Raw genomic sequence first — 24179 nt, forward strand, 5'->3', positions numbered from 1 at the left:
GTGCGGCTCTTGAGGCCTACTGGTCCGACTCCAAGTTTGAGGACGAGATCGCCCGCAAGTCTGCCATCCTCGCCGAGGAACTTAAATCGATCGTTGGCGACTTCCCAAAACTAGGCCTGAGTGTACGAGGCCGCGGATTGATGTACGGGCTCGTATCACCAAAGCGCCACTCTCTGCCGAGCCTTGTCTCGCAGGAAGCTTTTCGCCGCGGCTTGGTGGTCGAGACCGCTGGCTCCTACGGTGAGGTCCTGAAGTTCATGACTGCCCTCACCATCACCGAGGCTGACCTGCGCCGGGGTCTTTCCATCATTCGCGAAAGCATCAGCGCTGTTCAGGACAGTATGGCAGCAAGCCTCCGAGACGGAAGCGCATTCTGCTAGTGAACATGACTGCCCCCTACGCCGCGAGAGGCACAGCGATGACAATGGCAATCAACAGTATCGTCTGCTCGATCAGTGGCGAGCAGGCCGATACGCGTGTTGCGGGCAAGCTCCGGCCGGCCCTTTCGACCGCCTGGCCTGCAGTCGTGATTCCGGTGTATGCGCGGAAACTTAGGAAATTTCCTGATGGCGACTAGCACGACGCTGCGGCGGCAGTCTGCGCGGACTACGTCCCGAAATCGGTTCGACCGTAACTAGCCTATGCGCAAGGGCTTCTACTACGCCAGCCTCCCAAGGCGTACCGGCCCGGCAGCGAGCGGAGTCTCCTGCCGGGCATTCAATTTGCTGAGTGTCTGCGCACATTAGCAGCTCTTAGTGCCTTCAGCGGGTTTCCCAGGGCGGGTGCTTTGGCACCGAGGCATCGACAGATGGGACATGAGCAGAGAAAGATTGAATAAGCATTGTCGCGGGCGCAGACGCAGAGACAAGTTCCCAACGACGTTTTCGCCACTCCGGAACCGGACCTTTCGTTCGATCTGGCTCGCCACACAGGTTTCTAGTCTCGGCTGGTTGATGCAGACTGTTGCCATCCACCTGGCTAATGGCAACAGTTTCGACTTCCGATCTGATGGTTGCGCTCGTGCAGGCTTCATCGAACCTGCCCGCTTTCATTTTGTCCGTCTTTGCCGGGGTTCTCGCCGACAATTTCAGCCGTCGCAGGGTCATGTTCGCCGGCCGCTGCCTTATGGTGATAGCCTCTGCGATGCTGACCGCTTTTGCAGCGCTGGGCTTTGTCGACCCATGGATGATCCTCGGCTTCAGCTGCGTGATCGCAAGCGGCGGTGCTCTCAACGATCCCGCCTGGCAGGCCTCGGTTGGCGCACCATCTCGATCTATTATGCGTTGGTAGATGGCGGCATCGCGGCCGGCAGCTGGGTATGGGGCACGGTTTCCCAGAACTATTCCCTGACCTGGGCGCTGGAGGGTTCCGCTGGAGCCCTGCTGCTCGTCGCCGCAGCCGACGTTCTGTTTCCGCTCCGCGAGCGCCGCGAATCCGAGCCCGATCCTTTGGAGGAATTCGACGTCCCGGCAGTCGTGCTTCATCTGAAGCCTAGAAGCGGTCCAATCGTGGCCAAAGTTGAATATCTGATACCCGAGGAGAAAGTCGAGGCCTTCTTGGACCTCATGCGTGAACGACGGCGGCTGCACAGCCGCGTAGGTGCTCGGCACTGGACGCTCCAGCGCAGCCTTCAGGAGCCTCTGCAATGGACAGAGACATTCCGCACGCCGACCTGGACGGACTACCTTCGCCTGAACCATCGCCTCACGATATCAGATAAGGAACTTGCGTGTTTCGGTAATTCCCGGACACCCTTTTCGCTAAATCCCGGACAGTGATTTCGGCAATTCGCGGACAGCGTTTCCGCTAAATCCCGGACAGTTTTCGGGAGCGGAGTTAACGGTCGGTTCTCGGCTGCGCCGTTCTGGCAGTTTGGCCTCTCACGATGACGTTGAGAGGGGCCATGCCGAGACGGAAGCAAGCGAGACGAACGAGTGTGAGGGATATCCAAGCGATCTTGCGCCTGACCCATGAGCAGGGTCTTTCGGTGCGTGAGGTGTCAGAACGGCTGGAGATCAGCAAGACGACGGTATCGACCTATTTGCTGCGGGCGCGGGAGGCCGGGCTGGCATGCTGGCCGCTGCCGCCCGGCCACGACGAGGCGACGCTTCAGCGGCTGCTGTTTGGCCGTGCCGGTCGTCCGCCGCAAGACCTGAGCGAACCGGACTTTGCGCTGATCGCCAGGGAGTTGAAGCGCAAGGGGGTGACGCTGACGCTGTTGTGGCAGGAGTATCGCGCCGCCCATCCGGACGGCTACGGCTACACTTGGTTCTGCGAGCACTTCGCCGCTTTCGAGCGCCGGACGAGCGCCACATTCCGCAACCGGCATGCGGCGGGCGCGGTGATGCAGACGGACTATGCCGGGCAGACGGTGCCGGTGATCGATCCGGCGACCGGCGCCATTTACCCGGCGCAGATTTTTGTCGCGGTGCTGGGTGCCTCCCAAAAGCTGCCGGACTGGATCGAGGGCCAGGTGCGAGCGCTCGCCTTCTTCGGCGGTGTCACCAGAGCGATCGTATGCGACAACCTGAAGGCCGGTGTCGTCAAGGCGCTGTGGTTCGAGCCGACGCTGAACGCGACCTTTGCAGCCATGGCCGAGCATTACGATACCACCATCCTGCCGACCCGAAGCCGGAAGCCGCGCGACAAGGGCAAGGTCGAGGGCGCGGTGCTGATCGTCGAGCGTTGGATTCTGGCACGGCTCAGGAATAGATCCTTCTTCTCGATCGCCGAGCTCAACGCGGCGATCGCCGAACTGCTCGAGGATCTGAACAACCGGCCGATGCGCCATGTCGGCCAAAGCCGCCGCGAACTGTTCGAGGAGATCGAGCGGGCCGCCTTGAAGCCGCTGCCGGCAGCACCGTTCGAATACGCCGAGTGGAAGTCGGCGAAGGTGCATCCTGACTACCATGTCGAAGTCGACAAGACCTTCTACTCGGTGCCGCACCGGCTGATCGGGCGCACCGTCGAGGTGCGGCTTACTCCTCGAGTGTCGAGATCTTCCACGATCACCAGCGTGTCGCCAGCCATGTGCGTCGCTCACAGCGTTCCGGCCATGTCACCGTCAACGAACACATGCCCAAGGCGCACCAGCGCTACGCCAACACCACGCCGGCCAGCCTGATCAGCCGGGCGGCCGGGATCGGCCCCAACGCCGCCATTCTGGTCGAACGCATGATGCGCGACCGACCGCATCCGGAACAGGGATATCGCTCGGCCATGGGCATCCTGTCGCTGGCGCCGCGCTATGGGCCGGAGCGTCTCAATGCCGCCTGCGAGCGGGCGCTGCTGATCAACGCGATCGCCTACTCCTCCGTCACCGCCATCCTCAAAGCCGGCCTCGACCGGGCCAGCTCCCCAGAACCGGCAAAGCCGACTCCCCAGCACGCCAACATCCGCGGCTCGAACTATTACCAGTGAAGGAAAGGAAGAAAGAATGCTGACGAACCCCACCCTCGACCAGATGCAATCCCTCGGTCTGGCCGGCATGGCTGCCGCCTGGCGCGAACTGCCCGAACGGAACAACGCCAACGAGCTCAGCCGTGATGAGTGGCTCGGCCTGATGCTCGACCGCGAGGTTGCCATACGGGCCGACAAGCGCGTCCGGAACCGGCTCGCCTCAGCCAGGTTGCGCTTTCCCGAAGCCTGCATTGAGGACATCGACTTTGCCGCGCCGCGCGGGCTCGACCGGCGCAGCACCATGGCGCTCGCCCAGGGCGAATGGCTGAAGGCGCATGAGAACCTAATCGTCACCGGCCAGACCGGAACCGGCAAGTCGTGGCTGGCCTGCGCCTTCGGCCGGCAAGCGGCACGGCTCGATCATTCCGTGCTCTATGTGCGCGTGCCGCGCCTGTTCGAGGATTTGGCGCTCGCTCGTCTCGATGGCCGCTTCCCACGCCTCATCGACAAGCTCACCCGCGCGCAACTGCTCATCCTGGATGACTTCGGAACCCACTCCCTCACCGACCAGCAGCGCTTCCATCTGTTCGAAATCGTCGAGGAACGCTATCGCCGCAAATCCACCCTGATCACCGCCCAGGTCCCGGTGGCCAGATGGCATGACTTGATCGCAGACCCAACCGTCGCCGACGCCATTCTCGATCGGATCGTCCACAACGCCCACCGCATCGTGCTCCATGGCGACAGCATGCGAAAGCAAAAGGCAGCGCCCCTCTTGACCGGCGCCGAAAACAGCGAAATCAATCATCCATGAACGCAACAAGGCACCCGAGGACCGTCGCCGCCAAACTGTCCCGACATTAGCGAAATCGCTGTCCGGGAATTAGCGGAACCCCCGTCCGGCTTTTACGAAATGCGCAAGGAACTGGACAACCGTATCCTCCAACTTCACGGGGGAGAGCTTCCACCTCAGACGACGCTTTGGATCGAACGGCCGACAAGCTCTGCTCGTAAGCCCGGGCCATCAACGCCCTATTTTTCCCGACACTGAACTTGGCTTTCGCGTGGGCGGCGCCCTACCGGGTGTGCCAATTCCAAGCGCACCGACGCAATGCCGGACTAGGACGGCGCCGCTAAACGCAAGGACAATCCCGCCGGCGTGCGCGAACTCACAGGCCAACCGACTTTCCTTTAGGACTCTAGCTCATGCCCCGGTACGCGCGGTTCCCTGGACGACCATGTGGTGACGGGGCCACTGAACGTTCGCGGCTGCCATGGATTATGCCGAGCGCTTCCCGGCCTCCAAGGATGCGATCCAATCCCGCTCTCCGGTGATGGTTGCCTGGTCCGTCCCCGGATCTTCCACGATCAACCCGCTAGGGGTCGGCTAGCTGTGAGCTGCCGCCGCTCGGCTTCGCATTCGCGGTGATCGCGACCAGGGCCGGACACTGACGGAGCAATCGAGCGGGAATTGGCCCGCTCCAAAGATGGAGCCCACGGATGTCCCAAGGCCTTCGCTTGCGCAGAACCATGCCTTTCACCTTGCCCGGACCCTCATGGTCCGTAAGACCGTATGTCCGCCCTCTGCCGATGAGGTGGCTCGCCCTACACTGCGCGTCCGAGGGTTGCTTCTCTATTGGCGTGTTGAAGTCAAGCGCTTTTCGAGCCTTCCGCTTCGCCGGCGTTGCGCATCTTTCGCGGGGTCTTGCTTCTCTCCGGGATCGGCGCTCTGGCCCTACCCTTAATGGGGGATTCAGGAGAATCGGAAGCGTCCTGATCGTTGTGATGCGACCGGTACTGCAACCCTCGCGAACTCACCTCATTCATCGTCCCGCGAAGGACGCCCCTTTTCCACCGGCAGGTGGAATCTTATGGGGTGATCCTTGTCACGCTGGCTCTGCGATCATGTTTCATCTCCGCGTTCGACTGCTGGCGACCATCTCCTCGTCCCGACCTTCTTTGCGCTGGCCGCCCGCGCGCAGGTGGGTCGTCAAGGGCCACGGGCCCATCGCGCAGCGACTTGCCCTTGACGGGCCACGCGCACGGCGGCAGGCTGCAATGGTCGGGCGCACGATCAGGCGGCCTTCGGCATGATGTCTTGTCGTGTCCAGCGGAACTCTGTGCCGTCGCGCCACATGCGATGCATGATCACCGCCAGCCGACGGGCCAATGCGACAATGGCCTTCTGTCGGCCGCGCCGCCTGGCGACATTCATCGCCCACGCCCTCAGCCACGACCATTTCGTCACGCGCGTCAGCAGCGTCTGCGCGGCTTCGTAAAGCAGCGTCCGCATCATGCCATCGCCGCAGCAGGAGATCCGGCCGATGCGGCGGCTTTCGCCCGAGTCATGGAGCACCGGCGTCAGCCCCAAGATCGGTCCGACCGCCTTGGAGTTGCGGAAGCGGGCCGGAATGTCGATGGTCGCGGTATAGGCCAGCGCCACCACCGGACCGACGCCCGGTATCGTCGTCAGCCGCGGGCAGACCTCGTTATCCCGGACGATCGCCAGAAGCTTGCGGTGAAGCGCGGCAAAATTCTCGCGCAGCTTGCGGCGCGCATCGAGCAGCGGCTCGACGATCTCGGCCAGATCGGGCATACCTTCGGTGAGCTCGCGGATACGGTGCTCGAATTTGACGGCGCCGACCATGCCGACCTTGAGGCCGAAGTTGCGCAATAGCCCGCGGATGTCGTTCTGGATGGCGATCGCCTTGTCCTGCAAGAGCTTGCGCGCCGTCAGCAGTGCCCGGCGCTTCTGGCTCGTCAGCGTCTTGACATGGACCGGGCGGAACAGGTTGACCCGCGTCATCTGGGCAATGCCACCTTTCAGGGCGGCACGAAGATCGTGAACAATATGGCTCGTGCGCGTTCTGAACTGCCGCAGCTTTCATCGGCTCCGCACTTCGCCATCCGGACTTGAGACAGTGCCGGATCTGCTTCCGCGCAACGTCCGCGATGGCGGCTCGATGCCTCGGCCGAGACGCCATTTTTGGGCGGCAATTCCAGCGCCGGTCTTGAACGGATCATGCCGCATATCTCTTAGATGCCCCATCGTCGTGGCCCCGCTTAACCCGGCCGGCCCCCCCGACCGCCGGATCGATAATGATGGTCGCCTCTGGAGAATTGTTCTTGTTGTCGAGCGCGACGGTCTCCACCGTCTTGCCGTGCTCGTCCCCGTCCAACAGCGAAGCATCCAATGCTAATTCGTGAAGCGCGGAGAAAACAAAAATTGACTGGCAACCCAGGTTGCTGCGGCCCCGACCTTTCCATTGGATGGGAGAGCCAAACAGACTTCCCTGGAAATGTTTGCTGCCAAGCCTCCCCCGTCCGGTCGAACGCCCGTTGTGGCCACTAAGCTCCGGTGTCGCGTGAACGGTCCTGTTAGTCGCCGAAGGATATTTGCTTCGCGCGCGGCCGGACGAATGCCCTTCGGGCGACGGGTGGATGAGCGTCACCTCGTAATACCTTCAGACAAGCGTCCATCGCTGCCTTGCGTTTCTCCGTCTGTCGACCACCAAAATCCCTAAGCAGGATTGAGGCGGCATCATTGACCTCGAATACGGCACGTTCTGTGCTGTGGCGGCCAATCTGAATCACGACTGGCCTCTTAAATCTGACCAAGCCGGTCATTTCGCCTCCCCTTCAAGTCCTGCAAACCCAGGGCTGCGATCCCATCACGGCCGGGTAAAAAATCGCGCCGTTTGATCCCGTTTACGGGTTGCTCCGGTCGGTCGCTCAATCGAAAGCTTGGTCCGAGGTGGCGTTCCACCCAGGGTCAATTCGAGCAGACGCTGGTCCATCGCCTTATCCGCAGCTGTCAGGCGATGGTTAAGGCGCAGATAGTCCATCCAGGTCGGCGTGCGGAAGGTTTCTGTCCATAGCGAACGATCCTGAAGATCGCGCTGGAGGTTCCAGTGTCGAGCACCGACGCGACTTTGCACTCGCCGGCGTTCCCGCATCTGGTCAAGGAAAGTTTCGACGTTTGCCTCCGGGATTGAGTAGTCGATCTTGACGACGATTGGGCCGCTTCTCGGCTTCAGGTCGAGAGCGAGCTGCGGTGTTTCGAAGCCAAAAGGATCCTGGTCGGAGTCTTGCCATTGACGGATAGGCAACAGGAACCCGGTGGCCGCGACCATCAGTAGCGCGCCCGCGGAGACCTCCAGGGCAGTGGTAAGCGAATAATTCTCAGCCAACGTTCCCCACAGCCAGCTGCCGGCCGCGATGCCCCCCGACGACAGGGCATAATAGATCGAGAGCGTGCGGCCAACGACCCATCTCGGGCTTGCCAATTGGACGCTTACGTCGAGCCCTGTCCAGGTGACGACCCATCCCGCGCCGCCGAGCGCCAGCGCAATTGCCGCCACCGCCACTGAGGACGTCAGAGCAAGAGATAGACAACAGCCCGCACAGGCAATGCATGCCAGTGTTGTCAGCCGCTCCTGGGATAGAGACCGCCTCAAGACATTGTTGCAAATGCCGACGCACAAGGCCCCGGTCCCGAAGCCGGCCATCAGGACACCATAAACGATTGGTCCTCCCCCTAGTTGATCGCGGGCAACGATAGGCAGGAGCGCGAGTATGGAGATGCTGGTCAGGCCAAACAGTCCTCCACGCGCGATTGCCGCCTTGATCTCCGCCGATAGCGCCGTGAAGCGCGCTCCGTCATGAATGGCCGTGGTCAATGGCTCGCGCGGCAGAGGGGACGAGCGAACATCCCATTTGCGGCGCCCTATTGTCCACAGCAGCGCCAGATAAGTCAGCGTCGCCACAGAGAAAGCTGTCAGTGGTCCAAAGGAGGCGACGACGATGCCTCCAAGCGCCGGACCGACGCTTCGAACGGCATTATATCCGACCGAGATGAGCGTGACCGCGGCTGGAACTTCGCGTTTTCGCAGAATATCGCCGACGGACGCGTGCCAAGCGGGATCGGTGAAAGCTGCACCCGCTCCGGCCAAACAGCTGAAGCCAAGAACCATCCATGGATTTAGAATGCCGAAAGCCGCAAGAGCGGCCAGCATTGCCGAGGACAGAGCTATCAGACACCAGCCCACGAACATGAGGTTACGTCGGCTGTAATTGTCCGCAAGAGCTCCGGCGATGATCGACAGGATGAATGTCGGCAAGGTCGTCGAAGCCTGCACCAAGGCGACCATCACATCTGATGTCGAGATGGTCGCCATCAACCAACTGATGGCAACGGTTTGAATGAGCCAGCCAAGGCTGGCCACCTGTGTGGCAAGCCAGATCGACCGGAAGGTTGCATTTTCCAACGGCGCAAATGTCGCCGACGAAGCTGGAGCCGCATCAGCGGGCGCCACCCTGCTCATTGGGCTGAGCCCTCCCTTGGTCTGTCGGTCGCTTAGAGTTGCCCTCCCGGCGAATGTGCCCGAGGAGGAAATGGCAGCATGAGCGCATTTCATCGGGCCAGCGCAAGTTATTTCTTTACCACCAACGCTCTGGCTGAAGCGATTACTTCGTCTGGAATTGCCACCCACGCGTTTTCATGATTGCTGGGTCTATGTCACTTCCTCGCTTGGTGCCCGAAAGAATTTCCCGGGCTACGCATACCTACCTTGCAAACATCCACATCCGGTTCGCGACTCCTTGGGTCACAGTTATCAAAGCGACGCAGTGAACGTTGTTGCCGTCGAGGACTCGCTCAACTCAAACGGGGTTCCATGGGGATCGACCTCTTCAACCACGGCTATTACTTGGAAGCTCATGAGGCTTGGGAGCCTCTATGGCATGCTGCGAAACCAAGCGCTCAGCATCGCCATTTCTTTAAGGAATTGATGCTGTAACTGTTAGAGAAGGCCCCGCCGGAAGTGCCGGGACGACCAGTCCTCGATTGGAGAGATATGCCAGATCGCCTAGTGACCAGGCTGATCGGATCAGCGGCAATTTTCTGCAGCAGAGTAGATGGTGAAGAGATGTGCCAACAACGGCACATTTCGTACGTATTCCACGTAGCCGAGAGCCCCCCGTGACGCGACCATATTGCCGGACAGGCGGGCGATCCCAAGAATGGTACCGAACAACGTTGATAAGGCGATGCCAACAACGGCAACCAAAATCGTGTTCAGCAGCCCAACTAAATACACGATACTTGGCATCGCCAGTCGCGTACGCGACCAAAGTCTCCCCAATTGGCATGTTGCCGGATCTCGTCAGAAAATAAAGGCAGCGCGCCTGGGAGAACGGATCTTGTTCCGACCCCTGTCTGGAGCGCCCGTCACGTCGAAGGAGCGCAGCGAGGCGCTAGCGCTTCGCGCGGCCGCGGTCGAAGCTTCGCACGACCTGATGTCCCGCTTTCACGCAGCTCTGATGCCCATGGTTCCAATCCCAGCGTGCCCGTCTCGAACTCGGAGACGAGGAAGACGCGAAGCGCATCGATCCCTGATCGGCCTTCACAATGGGATCGTCTACTTCTTCGACTGCTACGCAGCGACGTTGCCCCGTCAGGATCAGAGCAGGCCAGCTCCGGTAGGTCTTCTGGTTAGGCGAAAAACCGCGAGTACCGACGGATGTTCAGCATCGCGAGGTCGATCGAGACGCATCCTGCGGAACCCGTTGCATGAATGCGGTCTACCAAGTCTGTCATCAACACGGCGACATAGCGGCCTAGGTAAACCGCTCCAGCAGGTACCCCAGTGCGTTTCGGAGGTCCGTTTCGATAGCTTCCGCGACTGCCATTCCGTCACGCCGTCTCAAGGCGGAGCAAATCTTGATGCGGAGGCTTGGAGACTTCGACAGAGGAAGATATTCGGGAATCAGGAAGCTGAGATAGGGTCCCGACTGCAACCACAGGCTTTCGATTAGCTTTAGCGAAACAGGCTTTCCGGCATGTTTGTAAAGCTCGAAGTGAAACTCGACCAGTCTCTCTCGATGTAAGGAGAGGTCGGCAGGACATTTGGTATCGAGCTGCTCCGCCAGCGCCTCCATATGTTCAATCGCGCTCTCGGGTATCCGCGCGGCGGCATATGCTGCGGCGCGGGACTCTATAATAATACGGAGCTCTCGCACCTCCTTGTAGACGTGCCAGTTGGCTTCCGGGACGCGTATCGATTTCTGCAGGGAATGTTCGAGCGTTCCGGCCGTCACCAGTTGCAGGAGTGCCTCCCTGACGGGTGTCACGCTGGTATTCAGTTCCTCAGCCAGCGGCCGCAGCTTGATCTTCTCGCCTGGGCGGTAGCCGCCGCTGATCAACCGGAAGCGGATCTCATCGTAGACGGACCCCCGGCGTCCGAGACCAGTATCTCGGAATAACCCTGCACTGTCTCCTGCGTGTATAAGATCGGCCATGATTGCTTTTACGACACCTGTTAGTTCGCCATCTGGGCTGCAAGCCAAGTGGGGAGGAAAGGAAAGCAGAACAGCAGGGTCATCGTAAACAGGTCTGGACGACAAACGGCGTCACCGTCTCGATCAGCACGTCAACTAGCTACGACAAACGTTCCCGCGCCGATGCTACATTAACGCTGCCCCGGATCGGCTGACTCAAACGATCGGCCGCGTCTCGATCGCCGGGACCCTCAATCCACCCCGTCGGGCAAACCGACCGCCGACGGTCTAGCTCCTTCGCTGGCGGCGGCCTCCAGCCAGCCCGACAAATGTAACTCCGCTGGAGTTCATGCTTGCGGGACATTGCTGTTCTGCAACTGCGGCATCCGTAATTGAAAGGCCTCCATCATGTCGCTCGTGGCGCTATCGTCCTCTGACAGCCCTGATGCATGGCCGGGACGCCGCCTGCTAAACCCGGGCTCCGTTTCTCCCGTGTTGAGCTTAATATGTCATAACAGATCAAGCCATTACGGCTGAAATGAGGCGGACGAGCAGAAACTTGGCTTCCAATCCCCGCGCCCCTGCTATTCCCGATTCATCCGGTTTTACATCCACAAAGCAATCCGGATTTTTCTGTCAGGGCGATATTCTGAGAAATAATCGGTTGACAGATGGCGATCATTGATATTCGTTTGTCATAACAAAATGTATCGAGGGAAGCGACCTCATGCGCCTCTCATGGCGTTGAGCAGTGTCCCACGCAACATTCGCCGCAGCCAGGCCCGATGCCCTCCGCGCAACTGGATGCGCGGCGAGCCACGCTTGAGGAGGCATCAACAATGATTGCAGAGAAGGAATGCCGGTCCGCGCAAGTTCGGATAGCCACCATATCCGCACTTGCGCGGACCTATCATCAACGAAATCACTTTGCCGATACCAGGATGTGGACATGACAATGACAGTTGGACGCACGTGGAACGAAGTGCGCGCCGAGATGGAATCCTTCAAGGATCAGGACTTTGACTGGAAGGGAGGCCGCCTTCCTTCGTACATCTACTACCTCGACGAGGAGATGCTGAATCTCCAACGCGAGGCGTACGGGTTGTACATGGTCGAGAACGGGCTTGGCAAAGGGCGCGCCTTCCCCAGCCTCAAGCGGATGGAAGACGAGGTCATCCGTCGTGGACTCGCGATCTTGGGCGGCTCGGAAGCGAGCGGCGGCATCTTCACCTCCGGAGGCACGGAAAGCATCCTCCTGGCAGTCAAGGCAGCGCGTCAGTGGGCCCGGCAGAGCGGTAAGAAGAAGCCGTATAAGATCCTTCTGTCCGAGACCGCCCATCCGGCGTTCAATCGCGCGGCAGATCTCATGGAGCTCGAGGTAGAGCGGCTCCCGATGCGCGATCGCGATTTCAAGTTCGATCTCACCTTACTGCAGACGGCGCTGGACGATAGCGTCATCATGGTAGTTGGATCGGCACCGAACTATGCTGCGGGAACATTCGATGACATCACCCGATTGGGCGAAATATGCCTCAAGAACGGTCTGTGGCTGCATGTCGACGCCTGCGTCGGCGGCTTCCTCGCCCCGTTTGCGCACATGAACGGAAGGAGCATTCCGGACTTCGATCTGAGCGTACCGGGAGTGAAGAGCCTCTCGGCCGATATTCATAAATATGGCTTTGCAGCCAAGGGAGCCTCTCTCGTGCTTTTCTCCTCTGCCGAGGATAAGAAGCTGGCGCATTTCGCGCTCGACTGGTCGAGAGGTACTTACCAGTCCGAGTCGAATCAAGGTACGCGCGCTGGCGGTGCCGTGGCGGCAGCTTATGCTGTAATGAACGTCCTCGGAAACGATGGCTATCGCCGCCTCGCGGACATTACGCTCGGAACTGTTGACCGCCTTACCGACGGCATCGATGCCATCGACGGACTGGAAGTCATTAAGCCGTTCGAGCTGTGCATCTTCGCTTACAAGAGCGTCGATCCGGACATCGAGATCAACGCAGTAGCCGACGAAATGGGAAACAAGGGGTGGTTCATCGGCCGCTCGCAGCGCCCGGCACCTTCCATTCAGATGGCGGTCAATCCCGTGCATGCGAAGATTTGCGACCAGTATCTGGCCGACCTCTCAGAAAGCGTGGCCACGGTCAAGCAACTCGGACTGCGATCACAATTTGACAAGAATACTTATTAAGACGTCGTCTCAATACAGCGCGCTAATTCGCTTCCGCCCGTGACAATACAACAAGGGGAATACCATGAGACAGCGGTAGTTGTTCACAATCGTTTTTCTTTCTCGGTGGGCTTTGCCTGGTATGTCCCATGCAACCCCATCTTCTTTGCCGGGGTGATACCAGCACAGGAATCTTCGCGTCGTTTGACGCTCTTCAGGAAGTTTGACATGTTAACCAGGCCTTATCGCATTGGTGTCGACGTCGGTGGCACTTTTACCGATCTATTAGTTGTTGACGCAAGTGGCGCAATTCACGCTTACAAGTCGCCGTCGGTGCCGAGCAACCCGGCGCAGGGCGTTATTGCCGCGATGGAGCTCGCGGCTTCTCAACTCGGCATCTCAGTACACGCACTATTGTCCGGGACTTCTCAATTCGTCCACGGCTCAACCGTAGCGACCAATACGCTTCTTGAGAAGAAGGGAGCCAAAACAGGGCTTCTTACCACCGAAGGCTTTCGGGACAGTCTCGAGATCAGGAGGGGATTCCGAGACGATGTTTGGGATCATCGCAAACCGTATCCTGACGTATTGGTTCCGCGTTATCTTCGTTTGTACGTGTCAGAGAGAATGGCCCATGACGGAACTGTCATAAAGCCGCTTGATCTTTCTTCCGTAGATAGCGCCATTCAGATTTTCAAAAACGAACAGGTAGAGTCCGTCGCTGTCTCGCTCTTGCATGCCTATCGTAACCCAGCCCACGAGAAGGCTGTCGGGGATTATGTTCGCATGTCAATGCCCGGCACTTGGGTGACTGAGTCAGCGGCGGTTGCGCCCATCATCGGAGAATATGAGCGGACATCTACGGTCGTGGTAAATGCGTATATCGCGCCGCGTGTAACTCCCTACCTGACTGAGCTCGATCGGCGGCTGAGTGAACTGGGCCTACCACGTGGCCTACTGATGGTTCAGTCAAATGGGGGAGCGATTTCCGTACCAGAGGTTGCAAATCTACCTGTCCGCTTGATACTGTCAGGCCCTGCCGCTGGCGTTGGTGCCCTTCGCTTTTTCGGGCACGATACAAAGTCCAAAGATCTCATGGCAATCGAAGTTGGAGGCACAAGCTGCGACGTCACCCTGGTGAAGAACGGCGCCGTCAGCATGACGGACCAGATTAACGTCGATGGCTATCACCTCACCATCCCCGCCGTGGAAATCCATACTGTGGGAGCTGGTGGTGGTACCATTGGCCACGTCGACTCTGCTGGTATGATGCAGGCGGGTCCCCAGGGAGCAGGAGCACGTCCTGGCCCAGCATGCTACGGGTTTGGTGGCGAATATCCGACGGTCACGGACGCTAACCTTGTCTTAGGGCGACTGAAACCGGGGAGTTACGCTGGCGGTGCCATTTCGCTCAATATGGATAAAGCAACGGACGCCGTTCGAAGGCACCTTTCGGAACCTTTGGGAATAGATGTGGAAGAGGCGGCCATCGGCCTAATAAAACTTGTTGAGCAAAATATCCAACACGCGATCGAGAAGGTTTCGGTAGAACGGGGATACAACCCTCGACTGTTTACTCTTGTTGCAGCGGGGGGTGCAGGCGCGTTACACGGTCCGTCTGCCGCACGATCGGTTGGCTGCTCATCCCTATACGTACCCCGCCTTGCGGGCGTCTTTTGCGCCTTTGGTATGTGTAATACGGACGTACGGCACGATTACTCTTTAACCTGGCTTCGAGAGCTTTACGACAAAGACGGGGAACACCAACAAGCGCTCGATAGAGCGTTTGATGAACTTCAGTCGCACGCCGAAGGGTTCCTCCACAGGGAAGGGTTCTCCCCTCATAATAGCACGTTCGTTCGCGGATATGAAATGCGTTATGTTGGACAACAGTGGAACGTTTCGGTTGATTGTCAATCGACCAATCTCGACGATGTGCGCCGGTCGTTCGAGACAACCCATGAAAGACTCTATGGTTATTTCCAAGAAGAAGGGCCGGTGCTGATCGCTGGCATTCGGCTCGCCGGTGTTGGTGTCCAGCCTCCACTTACGGTCGTTGCCCCCGCTTACTCGGATGCAAAAGCCACGCCGACGGAGTTTCGACGTGTCTGGGTAGATCACCTTACAGGGTTTGCGGTGATACCTGTATATGATGGGCGGCTATTGCTTCCTGGACAATCGCTTTTGGGCCCGGCCATAATCGATGAATCGACCACCACGCTAATTGTAGGTAGTCACGACGAGCTAAACGTTACGGCGGCCAACAACTACTTGATCAAGATCGGCCACGCAGAATCTAATTCGACTGGTGTTCTATCAAGTTTTCAGGCCGCGGAGTGAACTCTACGCGCAAATGCAAATTAAGGCAATTAATCGGATGAGAACGCAGATTACGATCAATGACCCAGTGCTGCTGGCGATTATTCAAAAGCAACTTGATCATATTACGTTGCAGATGGGCACCGTTATGGTCAAGACTGCACGGAGCCCGATCTTCAGCCAAAGTCACGACTTCAGTTGTTTTTTGAGCAACTCGCGAGGAGAAACGATCGCTCAAGCCGATGGCCTGCCAATACACTCGGGCGGAGGGGGGTTCGCGGTCCGGGCCTTACTGCGGGATTTTGGCAAGGATATTAGTGATGGCGATGTATTTATTCTGAGTGACCCATATGAGGCCGGCGGCAATCACCTGCCAGACTGGACGATTATCCGTCCGGTTTTTGCAGCTGGCGTGCTTGCCGGCTTTTGCACAAACAGGGCACACCAATCTGATATCGGCGGTGGTGCCGCCGGAACTTACAACGCAGCAGCTACCGAAATCTTCCACGAGGGCATTCGTTTACCAGTCCTGAAACTCTACGAATCGGGTAAACGTCGCGACGACCTCTGGAAGCTTCTCCTGCTGAACTCGCGTTGTCCGGATCTGCTGGACGGCGATTTAGCTGCAATGGTTGGGTCAACCCGCATCGGAGCGGAGCGAATGTCTGCTCTATTTATTGAGCTCGGTGCCGACCGGGCAGACGATTATTTGGATGCGGTTCTCGCTCACGGTGAGCGAAGCATGCGTCAAGCGGTCCGCAATTTACCAGACGGTGTTTGGAAGGGAGCAGACGTGAGCGACAATGATTGTTTCGAGTTGCGCGACGTCGAAACCCGTGTGACTCTTACGATCAAGGGCGATGAACTCACCTTTGATTTCACCGGTAGCTCGCCGCAAATCAAAGGGTTCAAGAATAGCAGCCTAGCCAACACATATTCATCCGTTTACGTCGCCGTTTCGTCTTTCTTGGACAAATCGATTCCGCGCAACGAGGGGGCTTACCGCTGCGTCAAGATCATTGCGCCAGAAGGAACGGTAGTGAACGCAAAACCCCCGGCGCCACTGACGATGTGTACGGTTTTTCCGGCAACCGACATCATGAACGCATGCTGGCGGGCGCTGGAGCAAACAGATCCTGAGCGTGCCTGTGCCAGCTGGGGTAAGCTGGTACACGGCATCTCTGCCGGACTGCAGCCTGATGGGCGGATGTTCGTTATGTATCATTGGCATGGGCAGGCAGGTGGTGGTGCAGTAAAAGGGCGGGACGGATTTCCGATGACTAGCACCCAGATGACTCTTGGCGGCATGTCCATTCCGAACGTGGAGACTTACGAACAGTCTTATCCGTGCAGAATCCTGCGACAAGAGTTTCGCCTCGATGGAGGCGGTGCCGGTGAATACCGGGGCGGTACTGGTGTGGAGTACGAGGCTATCATTTTTACACCCAGTGAACACCACATTAGAGCTGAAGGAGGACGCCGCCCAACCGGCCTCGGATGTGTTGGAGGTTTGTCAGGCGCCATGGCCGACATCAGCGTTTTGGAGTTGGATAGCGGGAAGGCCGTGGATGTACCGCCCTACGGCGCACAGGCGTTGCCTCCAGCACGTTTCAAAATTTTAGGATCCGGTGGGGGAGGTTGGGGATACCCGAATGCAAGAAAGCCAGAGCTGGTGTTGCGCGATGTTCGAGACGGAGTCGTGTCCGTACAGGCCGCAAGGGACATTTATGGCGTGGTGATCTCGCAGGACGGGAAGGCGGTCGTGAGCGCAACCCCCCGCGCTTCGAGTGCCTAGCATCGGGCGCGTACATACTCATCGGCAACGGACCGACGGCCGGCGTGCGTTACCCCGCTTATGATTTCGAAGATGATCCGATACCGTCAGGCATAGGCTATTGGGTATATCAGGTCGAGACGGCGCCCGCTCCATAACCTCGCCGGCCCCTGCGCGCTAGGTTTCGCTGGCCCGCCCGGATGGAAAAGAGCAGGTTCGTTGCGAGCGCCGGGTTTTCCCTCGTCTGTGCGACCGCATCTGAAAAGGCGAGGCTGCCGGCGGCGATGGCATGGGCGTCCGCCACCGCATGGCTCAAGATCGTATGGCGCGCGATGACGTCCAACAATTGGGTGCCCGGCATGCAGCTGGACACCTCTAACGTAACCGCCCGGTTGTTACCGCGGAGATTTCGCTTTGATGCGAGCGATGAGTTCCTGGCCATCGACGAAGGCTTCGAGGAAGTCCATTCGTCAGCGGTGCGGCGCGCATGGGCAAGCATTTGCTCCAGCTCTTCCATTCCGTCGCGGGTAAGCGAAGTTATTGCCTCGTCCGGTCCGGTGTAGACGCTGATGATGCTGCCATAGCTCAGGTTGTCATCGTTGCTGACGATCGCCTGAAGGAGTTCGGCATCTGAACTCTTCCTCACCGTGGCGATCGGCTATGTGAAGGCTGGAGGAGACCGTATCGAGAAGGATGCAGATCGACGTGTCCAGGAGGCCATCGCGTTGGTGTTCCGCAAGTTCGCCGAGCTTCAGACGATCCGCCAAATGCTGGTGTGGTGCAGGCAGGAAAAGGTTCTGTTGCCTGCCCTGGGCAACAGTGCGGCCGGCCGGGTTATCTGGCGCTTGCCTGTTTATCCGACAGTTCATCACATGCTGACCAACCCCGTCTATGGCGCCTACTCCTTCGGCCGCCGAACCGCGCGTGTGACGATCGAGAACGGGCGCGAGCGGGTGGTCCGGAGCATGCAGCGCGACTGGCGCAACTGCGACCGCCACGAGGGCTATATTGCCTGGGCCGAGTACGAAAGGGAATCAACAGCTGATCGCCGATAACACCAACGGCAAGCGGTTCATGAGCCGAGGCGCGGTCCGCACCGGCGAAGCTCTGCTGCCCGGCCTGCTCCGCTGCGCCCGGGCGGCAAGAAGCTTCACGTCCGCTACGGCCAGACTTATCGTTCCGAGTGCGTGGGCGCCTTCAACCAACTCGCGGCGGCGCGATGCATCACCTTTGGCGGAATGCGCGTCGACCATGTGCTTGCCAAGGAAGTGCTGGATAGGCTGGGCGTGGAAGCGGCCCTGGCGGCCGTCGAAACGCTCAGTCAGCAGCCGCTTGGAGAAGAAGAGCCAACTCGACCTAGCGCTGCAGAAAGCGCGTTACGAGGCTGCCAGGGCGCAGCGTCAGTACGACGCCGCCGATCCGGAGAATCGCCTTGTAGCTGGAGAACTGGAGCGGCGATGGAACGAACGGTTGGCTGCAGTTCGTGATCTTGAACTCGAGATGGATCAGCTCGATTCCGACAAGGCGCCGACGCTGACCAAGGCCTACCGCGAGCGGCTCATGGCGCTCGGCCAGGACCTGATTCGTGCTTGGGAGAGCCCCGGCACGCGCCAGAGACGCGCAAGAAGATCATCCGCACGGTCATCGCCGAGATCATCGCCGATGTCGTCGGCGATAACCTGGAGCTGATCATCCACTGGCAGGGCGGTGACCATACCCGTCTGATGGTGAAGCGGAACCGCGCCGGCCAGACGCGGTGGACTACCGACGCGGAAGTGGTCGACTTGGTTCGCGCCCTGGCTCGCCAGATGCCTCACGAAACGATCGCCGCGGTACCTCAACCGATCCGGTAAGACGACCGGGCATGGCAAGAGCTGGACACGGGGGCGTATCTGCTCCCTTCGCAATCAACATGACATCGCCGTCTATCGTGACGGCGAGCGCGCCGAACGCGGAGAGGTTATGCTCGATGAGGCGGCCGCAGCCCTGACCCTCAGCCAATCGACCATTCGCCGTCTTATCAGGGCGCTCTCCCGGCAGAACAACATTGCAAAGGCGCACCCTGGATCATTCGACACGCCGACCTTGAGCGAGAGGAGATACGCCGGCAGGCCGACCTACGCCGCTCACGACGCCCGCCACCCGACGAGCGCCAGCCAAATCTACTAGATCTTTCAACAGCATGACGGGATGAGCAGTATGAAGCACCATCGTCGGCGCCGGCAAATAGCCAGTTTTCTCGCTCGGCGGCATTGTTGTCCATGGCGACGCGCCCCTCTTCGAGGAAAAGGCACAATGATGGCCAGCGGCTCAGGCCATAACGGAAGGCTTTTGCCAAATCGCTCTTGCCCGGAATGCGGGTCAGTTGCGTTTCGATCCAGACACGGAATACCCCGATCTTTGGTTTGCTCTGCTTCTGACGTGCGGCAAGGCGGGCATCGGCAGGCTGACCCGCAATGCCGTGCTCGATGTCATAAAGCGCACCGATACGGACGAGAGCCTCGCGTGCGATCTCGGACTTGTTCGAGGTCCATATATCTTGGAAGTCGCGTCCCCAATGCGCCCAGCATGCCGCCTCTCGGAAGCGGGATATTCCATCGGCTCCAGGCTCATAAAGCTTGCCGTAGCCTTTGTAGCCGTCAGCTTGGAGGATCCGCTTGTCTGCCTCAGATGGCGGAGGACGTGGTGTTCCTTCCAGTCCGGAGCAAAGTAGTAGACCGCGCCAGGCGGAGCGCCGCCCGCCCATGGGCGTTGATCGCGGACATATGTCCAGATCCTGCCTTTCTTTACGCCTTTCCCCAGCCCTTTGTCCTGCATGGAGCGATCCGGCACCCGGATCGGGGTATCGTCGGCATTGAGAAGGTCGCTGGCCATGATCAAGGTTCCGATCCGCTCGATCAGGGGCTGAAGCACCTGCATGGCGCGACCGCACCAATCGACCAGCGTACTGTCGGGGATGTCGGCACCCATGCGGGCGAAGATTTCGTGCAGGCGATAAGATGTTGCGGACGGAATTATGCTGCGGAGGCTCCCGTTCTCCCTAAGCTTCAGGCGATTCCAGGCAATCTCCGCAACATAATTTTCTGAAGTCAAATTGCATTAAGGAACGCCATTACACCCTTGTCCTCCTTCCACGGCCGGTCTGGCCCCGAAGCCGCTGCATCGCACAGCGCGATTGCTTTCGCCTTCATCTCGAGATCGATTTCGGCGTAGACGTTGGTGGTCTCAAGGCTGACGTGTCCGAGCCATGCGCGTATGGTGTTAAGGTCGACGCCTGCCTGCAGCAGATGACAGGCGCTTGTGTGACGGATCACATGCGGTTGCGGCGCGACAATGAAGCTGCGAGCGTTGCGTCAATCAAGATGAGAATGCTGGCGGGTTGGAACGCAGGGAGGGCGTAGCCCGACTGGAGTTTCAACCCGCCAGCGCCGCTGCCTTTTCGGGGGCGTTTGTCTGGTGATCGCGGTCGACCGGGTATGCCGGTGGTTTTTCCGATTTGGAGGAATCACTTTGTGCCCGGCCGCCACGTAACCGATCACCAGATGAGGCTCTACATGAAGTTCCGTCAGACCAATTCGACAGCCGTCGCGGCGGCAAAGGCGTCGATCAGCACAGCCACGGCCTATCGCATCGAGAAGGATTCGAGGCTGCCCTCGCAGAAGAAGGCGCCGCGGGAACGACGCCGTGCCGATCCGCTTGCCGATATTTTTCAGACCGAGGTCGTGCCGATGCTGCAAGCAGCACCCGGCATTCGCGCGATAGCTATCTTCGAGGAGATGCTGCGCCGTCACCCCGGTCTGGGCAACGGCATTCGCCGCACGCTGGAGCGGCGCGTCCGCTCCTGGCGCGCCGTCCATGGCGCGGAGCAGGAGGTCATCTTCCGACAGATGCATGAGCCCGGCCGCCTCGGCCTGTCGGATTTCACCGACATGGGCAAAGCCGGCATCACGATCGCAGGCCAGCCGCTCGACCACCGGCTCTATCATTTCCCGCTCGCCTATTCCGGCTTCGAGCACGCTCATGTCGTGCTCGGCGGCGAGAGCTTTGTCGCCCTGGCGCAAGGCCTGCAGAACGCGCTGTGGTCGCACGGCGGCGCTCCCCGCGAGCATCGCAGCGACAGCCTCTCGGCGGCATTCCGCAACCTGGACAAGGACGCCCGGGAGGACCTGACGCGCCGCTACGGCGACCTGTGCGGCCACTACGGCATGACCCCTTCCCGCAACAATCGCGGCATCGCACATGAGAACGGCTCCATCGAAGGCCCGCACGGCCATCTCAAGCGGGCGATCGACGACGCGGCTCTGATGAGAGGATCGAGCGATTTCGGCGATCTGGCCTGCTACCGCCGCTTCGTCGACGAGATCGTCAGCCGGGTGAACGCCCGCAATCCAAGCGCATCGACATCGAGCGCGCCGAGCTCCAGGAACTGCCCGTCCGGCGCACATCCGACTACGAGGAGGTCACCGTGCGCGTCACCTCATCGGGCGGCTTCACGCTGCGCAAGGTGTTCTACACCGTGCCCTCGCGCCTGATCGGCCACCGGCTCAGGGTGCGCCTTTTCGACGATCGGCTGGACATCTTCATCGGCGGCACCCTTCTCGTGACGCTGCCGCGCGGACGTGCCTCTCCATCGGGCAAACACGACCAGGTCGTCAATTACCGGCATGTCATCCATTCGCTGCGTCGCAAACCGATGGCGCTGTTGAACCTGGTCTATCGCGACCAGCTCTTTCCGCGCGCGGCGTATCGGCACACCTTCGACATGCTCATGGAGCGGCTGCCGGAGCGGCAGGCCTGCCGCATCATGGTGGATCTTCTCGCCATGGCTCACGAGCGCGCCTGCGAGAGCGAACTGGCCGACCAACTGGATGCCGCGCTGCAGGCGCGCCGATTGCCCGACATGGCCGCCTTGCGGGAACGCTTCGCCCCCGATCCCTCCCGGATGCCGAATGTCGTCGTGCGCCTTGCGCCGCTCAATGCCTATGAAGCCCTGCTCGGCGCCAGCCTGACGGGAGACGCGGCATGAAGACCAACACCACTGTCGATACCGCCAAGCTCAGCCTGCTCCTCAACGAACTGCGCTTGCCGGCCATCAAGCTCATGTGGCCGCAAATTCGCCGAACAGGCCGACAAGGAAGGCTGGCCCGCTGCCCGCTTTCTGGCCGCGATCACCGAGCATGAACTGGCCAAACGCGACCGCCGCCGCATCGAACGCCACCTCGCCGAGGCCCGCCTCCTGCCGGGCAAGACCCTCGACACCTTCGCGTTCGAGGCCGTGCCGATGATCTCCAAGGCCCAGGTGATGGCGATCACCGCCGGCGACAGCTGGCTGGAGAAGTGGGCGAACCTGCTTCTGTTCGGCCCGGCCGGCGGCGGCAAAAGCCATCTCGCTTCAGCAATCGGCCTTGCGCTCATCGAGAATGGCTGGCGGGTGCTCTTCACCAGAACAACCGACCTCGTCCAGAAGCTTCAGACGGCACGGCGAGACCTGGCGCTCGAGAGCGCTCTGGCCAAGCTCGACAAGTTCCATCTCCTGATCCTCGATGATCTCGCCTACGTCACCAAGGACCAGGCCGAGACCAGCGTGCTGTTCGAGCTCATCAGCGCCCGCTACGAGCGGCGCTCGATGCTCATCACCGCCAACCAGCCGTTCGGCGAATGGGCAAGGTCTTCCCCGACGCCGCCATGACGCTTGCCGCAGTCGACCGCCTGGTCCATCACGCCACCATCTTCGAGATGCATGTCGAGAGCTACAGGCGCCGCGAGGCCATGGAGCGAATGCGTGGCCCGGGACGCCCCGCGTCCTATGCCACATCCGCCAACAGCGTCGCTGATTGACGCGCCGCGACAATCAAACCGACAAACCCTCTTGCGCGCGACAATCAATGCCGCGATCATCACCTCCGCCGCGACACCAGATTCTCATCCAGATTGTCGCGCGCTTCTCATCAGAATTGTCGCGCCACATGCGGTGATTGCTCTTGCGGCAAGCGTTGGTACGCGCATCGCTCGACCAGCCGATAGACACCGAACCGGGTATAGCGCTTTCGATGGCGGCTGATGAAGACGGGGTCACCGTTTTGCGCGTCCCCGAACGAGTTCCCCAAGCGCGTCTTCCGTGCGTGGCCACAGCGGGCATTGTCGGATTTTGCCGCCCTTTCCGCAAAGGGTGACGAGTGCATTCGCGGTGACGGCCGACCTAGAGATTGTCGACCTGTAGCATTGTCGCCTCCGAAACCCGCGCCCTGGTATCGTAAAGGAAGAGCAACAAGGCGTGTTCGGCCCGGCCCCTCGGCGTCTGGCGGTCGGGAACCGCGAGCAGGGCCTCCATCTCCTTCCTGGTCATCCACGAGATCGGCTCTGGTGCAGCCTTCTTCGTCGCAATGGAGCGGATCTGCGCACACCAGGCGAGACGGGCGGGATCACGGCTGGCGACGAAGCGGGCGAAGGACCGGATCGCTGTCAGGCGTTGGTTGCGGGTCTGCACCGAACAGCCGCGGTCCTCCTCAAGATGGGCAAGGAAGTGCAGCACGCGTGATGGATGGATATCCTCGACATCCAGACGGTCCGTTGGTTTGCGGACCTTGGCGCTGATAAATGGCAGCAGCAGCGTGCAGGTGTCGCGGTAGCTCTTTTGCGTGTTGCGGGCGAGACAGCGCTCGGTGACGATGTAATCCGCCAGGAAGCGCCGGAGCCAGGGCCGAGCGTGCGGGGATCACCCATGGTCTCCTCCATTGACGTAGCGGTCGAAGCAGACCGACGCTTCGTGTAGGAGCTCCGGCGTCATGGACAGGTAGACACTTGTGTCTTCCAAGTTGACGTGGCCGAGATATGTCGAGAGCGCCGGCAGCAGCCGTTGCACATTTGCGCCCTGGCGGTACCAGAACGTCAGCCGATGCACGGCCGCAGTGTGTCGAAAGGCGCGCAAACACGGAGCGCGTCGGCCGTCATCCTTGCGATCGATTCCGGCGGTCTCGAGCAGCCGTTTCAATGCATGATCGACATTGTGCTTCCTCACCTGTGTTCCATCGCGGTTTGCAAGGAAGGCGGACGCCATCCCTTGTGGCAGCGGACGGTCCGAACGTTGTTCAGCATAAGCCCTAAGCGCGCCGGCGAGTTGCGGAGCGACGGGAACGAGGCGTCGGCTCAACAGCCAGTCGGTTTCGGATGCGCGGATACGGCCAGCTCTTCCTTCAAAATTGCGTCAGAGATCTTCTCAGCCACCATGATCGTGGGAAT

At 60.0% G+C, this 24179-nt stretch carries 18 protein-coding genes and 8 pseudogenes; 14 read left to right on the plus strand and 12 right to left on the minus strand.

Annotated elements, in window-relative coordinates:
* The 5 genes and pseudogenes from NKJ01_RS32135 to istB (NKJ01_RS32155) form a co-directional block, all read left to right on the plus strand.
* On the plus strand, positions 1-380 hold a 380-nt coding region (locus NKJ01_RS32135), incomplete at its 5' end, for an aminotransferase class III-fold pyridoxal phosphate-dependent enzyme (RefSeq protein ID WP_352734292.1).
* Between the two features lie 38 nt (positions 381-418).
* Positions 419-577 (plus strand): hypothetical protein, encoded by a 159-nt coding sequence (locus tag NKJ01_RS32140; protein WP_352734294.1) that lies wholly within the window; start codon positions 419-421, stop codon positions 575-577.
* Between the two features lie 238 nt (positions 578-815).
* Positions 816-1727 (plus strand): annotated as a pseudogene (locus tag NKJ01_RS32145) (MFS transporter); the annotation flags it as partial.
* Positions 1728-1903: 176 nt separating this feature from the next.
* Positions 1904-3420: pseudogene (gene istA, locus NKJ01_RS32150) on the plus strand (IS21 family transposase).
* 16 nt (positions 3421-3436) lie between these two features.
* Positions 3437-4213: an IS21-like element helper ATPase IstB gene (istB, locus tag NKJ01_RS32155; protein ID WP_352734296.1), complete on the plus strand. Its 777-nt coding sequence runs from the start codon at positions 3437-3439 to the stop codon at positions 4211-4213.
* A gap of 1260 nt (positions 4214-5473) precedes the next feature.
* On the opposite strand, the pseudogene NKJ01_RS32160 reads toward istB (NKJ01_RS32155), so the two are convergent.
* From NKJ01_RS32160 to NKJ01_RS32175, 4 genes and pseudogenes are all read right to left on the minus strand, one after another.
* A pseudogene (locus NKJ01_RS32160) lies at positions 5474-6217 on the minus strand (IS110 family RNA-guided transposase); the annotation flags it as partial.
* 202 nt (positions 6218-6419) lie between these two features.
* Positions 6420-6851, minus strand: coding sequence for a hypothetical protein (locus NKJ01_RS32165; RefSeq protein WP_352734325.1), 432 nt, complete (start codon positions 6849-6851; stop codon positions 6420-6422).
* Positions 6778-7026, minus strand: coding sequence for a DUF982 domain-containing protein (locus NKJ01_RS32170; RefSeq protein ID WP_352734298.1), 249 nt, complete (start codon positions 7024-7026; stop codon positions 6778-6780). Before NKJ01_RS32170 ends, NKJ01_RS32165 begins: the two co-directional genes overlap by 74 nt.
* Before the next feature lie 44 nt (positions 7027-7070).
* Complete coding sequence (locus tag NKJ01_RS32175) at positions 7071-8723, minus strand: MFS transporter (RefSeq protein ID WP_352734319.1); 1653 nt, start codon at positions 8721-8723, stop codon at positions 7071-7073.
* Positions 8724-9074: 351 nt separating this feature from the next.
* Here NKJ01_RS32175 and NKJ01_RS32180 point away from each other — a divergent pair, with 351 nt between their 5' ends.
* Positions 9075-9197 (plus strand): DUF309 domain-containing protein, encoded by a 123-nt coding sequence (locus NKJ01_RS32180; protein WP_352734300.1) that lies wholly within the window; start codon positions 9075-9077, stop codon positions 9195-9197.
* A 90-nt stretch (positions 9198-9287) separates the two neighbouring features.
* On the opposite strand, the gene NKJ01_RS32185 is transcribed toward NKJ01_RS32180, so the two are convergent.
* Both NKJ01_RS32185 and NKJ01_RS32190 read right to left on the minus strand, forming a co-directional pair.
* Positions 9288-9509, minus strand: a complete 222-nt coding sequence (locus NKJ01_RS32185; protein ID WP_352734302.1) for an ABC transporter permease subunit — start codon at positions 9507-9509, stop codon at positions 9288-9290.
* 508 nt (positions 9510-10017) lie between these two features.
* Positions 10018-10698 (minus strand): GntR family transcriptional regulator, encoded by a 681-nt coding sequence (locus tag NKJ01_RS32190; RefSeq protein ID WP_352734304.1) that lies wholly within the window; start codon positions 10696-10698, stop codon positions 10018-10020.
* 928 nt (positions 10699-11626) lie between these two features.
* On the opposite strand from NKJ01_RS32190, the gene NKJ01_RS32195 reads away from it, so the two are divergent.
* The 3 genes from NKJ01_RS32195 to NKJ01_RS32205 all read left to right on the plus strand — a co-directional run bounded on the left by NKJ01_RS32195 (position 11627) and on the right by NKJ01_RS32205 (position 16961).
* A complete protein-coding gene (locus NKJ01_RS32195) occupies positions 11627-12868 on the plus strand; it encodes a pyridoxal phosphate-dependent decarboxylase family protein (protein WP_352734306.1) in 1242 nt (413 codons plus the stop codon).
* Between the two features lie 207 nt (positions 12869-13075).
* Positions 13076-15187, plus strand: a complete 2112-nt coding sequence (locus NKJ01_RS32200) for a hydantoinase/oxoprolinase family protein (protein WP_352734308.1) — start codon at positions 13076-13078, stop codon at positions 15185-15187.
* A 13-nt stretch (positions 15188-15200) separates the two neighbouring features.
* Entirely contained in the window at positions 15201-16961 is a 1761-nt protein-coding gene (locus NKJ01_RS32205) for a hydantoinase B/oxoprolinase family protein (RefSeq protein ID WP_352734310.1), read from the plus strand.
* Positions 16962-17127: 166 nt separating this feature from the next.
* Here the strand turns inward: NKJ01_RS32205 and NKJ01_RS32215 are convergent.
* Together NKJ01_RS32215 and NKJ01_RS32220 are read right to left on the minus strand one after the other, a co-directional pair.
* Positions 17128-17310 (minus strand): annotated as a pseudogene (locus NKJ01_RS32215) (2-dehydro-3-deoxygalactonokinase); the annotation flags it as partial.
* Positions 17311-17335: 25 nt separating this feature from the next.
* Positions 17336-17595: pseudogene (locus NKJ01_RS32220) on the minus strand (hypothetical protein).
* On the opposite strand from NKJ01_RS32220, the gene NKJ01_RS32225 reads away from it, so the two are divergent.
* From NKJ01_RS32225 to NKJ01_RS32235, 3 genes are all read left to right on the plus strand, one after another.
* Complete coding sequence (locus NKJ01_RS32225) at positions 17588-17995, plus strand: recombinase family protein (RefSeq protein WP_352734312.1); 408 nt, start codon at positions 17588-17590, stop codon at positions 17993-17995. The pseudogene NKJ01_RS32220 and the gene NKJ01_RS32225 overlap by 8 nt on opposite strands.
* A gap of 534 nt (positions 17996-18529) precedes the next feature.
* Positions 18530-18793, plus strand: a complete 264-nt coding sequence (locus NKJ01_RS32230) for a hypothetical protein (RefSeq protein WP_352734314.1) — start codon at positions 18530-18532, stop codon at positions 18791-18793.
* Positions 18794-18902: 109 nt separating this feature from the next.
* Positions 18903-19109, plus strand: a complete 207-nt coding sequence (locus NKJ01_RS32235; protein ID WP_352734315.1) for a hypothetical protein — start codon at positions 18903-18905, stop codon at positions 19107-19109.
* A gap of 34 nt (positions 19110-19143) precedes the next feature.
* On the opposite strand, the pseudogene tnpC reads toward NKJ01_RS32235, so the two are convergent.
* A pseudogene (tnpC, locus tag NKJ01_RS32240) lies at positions 19144-19937 on the minus strand (IS66 family transposase); the annotation flags it as partial.
* Positions 19938-20029: 92 nt separating this feature from the next.
* Positions 20030-20275, minus strand: coding sequence for a tyrosine-type recombinase/integrase (locus NKJ01_RS32245; RefSeq protein WP_352734321.1), 246 nt, complete (start codon positions 20273-20275; stop codon positions 20030-20032).
* A 177-nt stretch (positions 20276-20452) separates the two neighbouring features.
* On the opposite strand from NKJ01_RS32245, the pseudogene istA (NKJ01_RS32250) reads away from it, so the two are divergent.
* Together istA (NKJ01_RS32250) and istB (NKJ01_RS32255) are read left to right on the plus strand one after the other, a co-directional pair.
* Positions 20453-21966: pseudogene (gene istA, locus NKJ01_RS32250) on the plus strand (IS21 family transposase).
* A pseudogene (istB, locus tag NKJ01_RS32255) lies at positions 21963-22778 on the plus strand (IS21-like element helper ATPase IstB). Before istA (NKJ01_RS32250) ends, istB (NKJ01_RS32255) begins: the two co-directional pseudogenes overlap by 4 nt.
* Before the next feature lie 361 nt (positions 22779-23139).
* Here istB (NKJ01_RS32255) and NKJ01_RS32260 read toward each other — a convergent pair.
* A complete protein-coding gene (locus NKJ01_RS32260; protein ID WP_352734323.1) occupies positions 23140-23622 on the minus strand; it encodes a tyrosine-type recombinase/integrase in 483 nt (160 codons plus the stop codon).
* Between the two features lie 33 nt (positions 23623-23655).
* A complete protein-coding gene (locus NKJ01_RS32265; protein ID WP_352734317.1) occupies positions 23656-23958 on the minus strand; it encodes a site-specific integrase in 303 nt (100 codons plus the stop codon).
* Positions 23959-24179: the final 221 nt, after the last annotated feature.

Source organism: Mesorhizobium sp. M0276 (assembly GCF_040321755.1).
Classification (GTDB): Bacteria; Pseudomonadota; Alphaproteobacteria; order Rhizobiales; family Rhizobiaceae; genus Mesorhizobium.

Bases quoted from the DNA above. Each gene is read 5' to 3' on its own strand.
- NKJ01_RS32200 (WP_352734308.1), top strand. From the start codon at position 13,076: ATGTTAACCAGGCCTTATCGCATTGGTGTCGACGTCGGTGGCACTTTT.
- NKJ01_RS32195 (WP_352734306.1), top strand. From the start codon at position 11,627: ATGACAATGACAGTTGGACGCACGTGGAACGAAGTGCGCGCCGAGATG.
- NKJ01_RS32175 (WP_352734319.1), bottom strand. From the start codon at position 8,723: ATGAGCAGGGTGGCGCCCGCTGATGCGGCTCCAGCTTCGTCGGCGACA.
- NKJ01_RS32170 (WP_352734298.1), bottom strand. From the start codon at position 7,026: ATGACCGGCTTGGTCAGATTTAAGAGGCCAGTCGTGATTCAGATTGGC.
- NKJ01_RS32190 (WP_352734304.1), bottom strand. From the start codon at position 10,698: ATGGCCGATCTTATACACGCAGGAGACAGTGCAGGGTTATTCCGAGAT.
- NKJ01_RS32185 (WP_352734302.1), bottom strand. From the start codon at position 9,509: ATGCCAAGTATCGTGTATTTAGTTGGGCTGCTGAACACGATTTTGGTT.
- NKJ01_RS32140 (WP_352734294.1), top strand. From the start codon at position 419: ATGACAATGGCAATCAACAGTATCGTCTGCTCGATCAGTGGCGAGCAG.
- istB (WP_352734296.1), top strand. From the start codon at position 3,437: ATGCTGACGAACCCCACCCTCGACCAGATGCAATCCCTCGGTCTGGCC.
- NKJ01_RS32205 (WP_352734310.1), top strand. From the start codon at position 15,201: ATGCAAATTAAGGCAATTAATCGGATGAGAACGCAGATTACGATCAAT.
- NKJ01_RS32235 (WP_352734315.1), top strand. From the start codon at position 18,903: ATGCTCGATGAGGCGGCCGCAGCCCTGACCCTCAGCCAATCGACCATT.
- NKJ01_RS32180 (WP_352734300.1), top strand. From the start codon at position 9,075: ATGGGGATCGACCTCTTCAACCACGGCTATTACTTGGAAGCTCATGAG.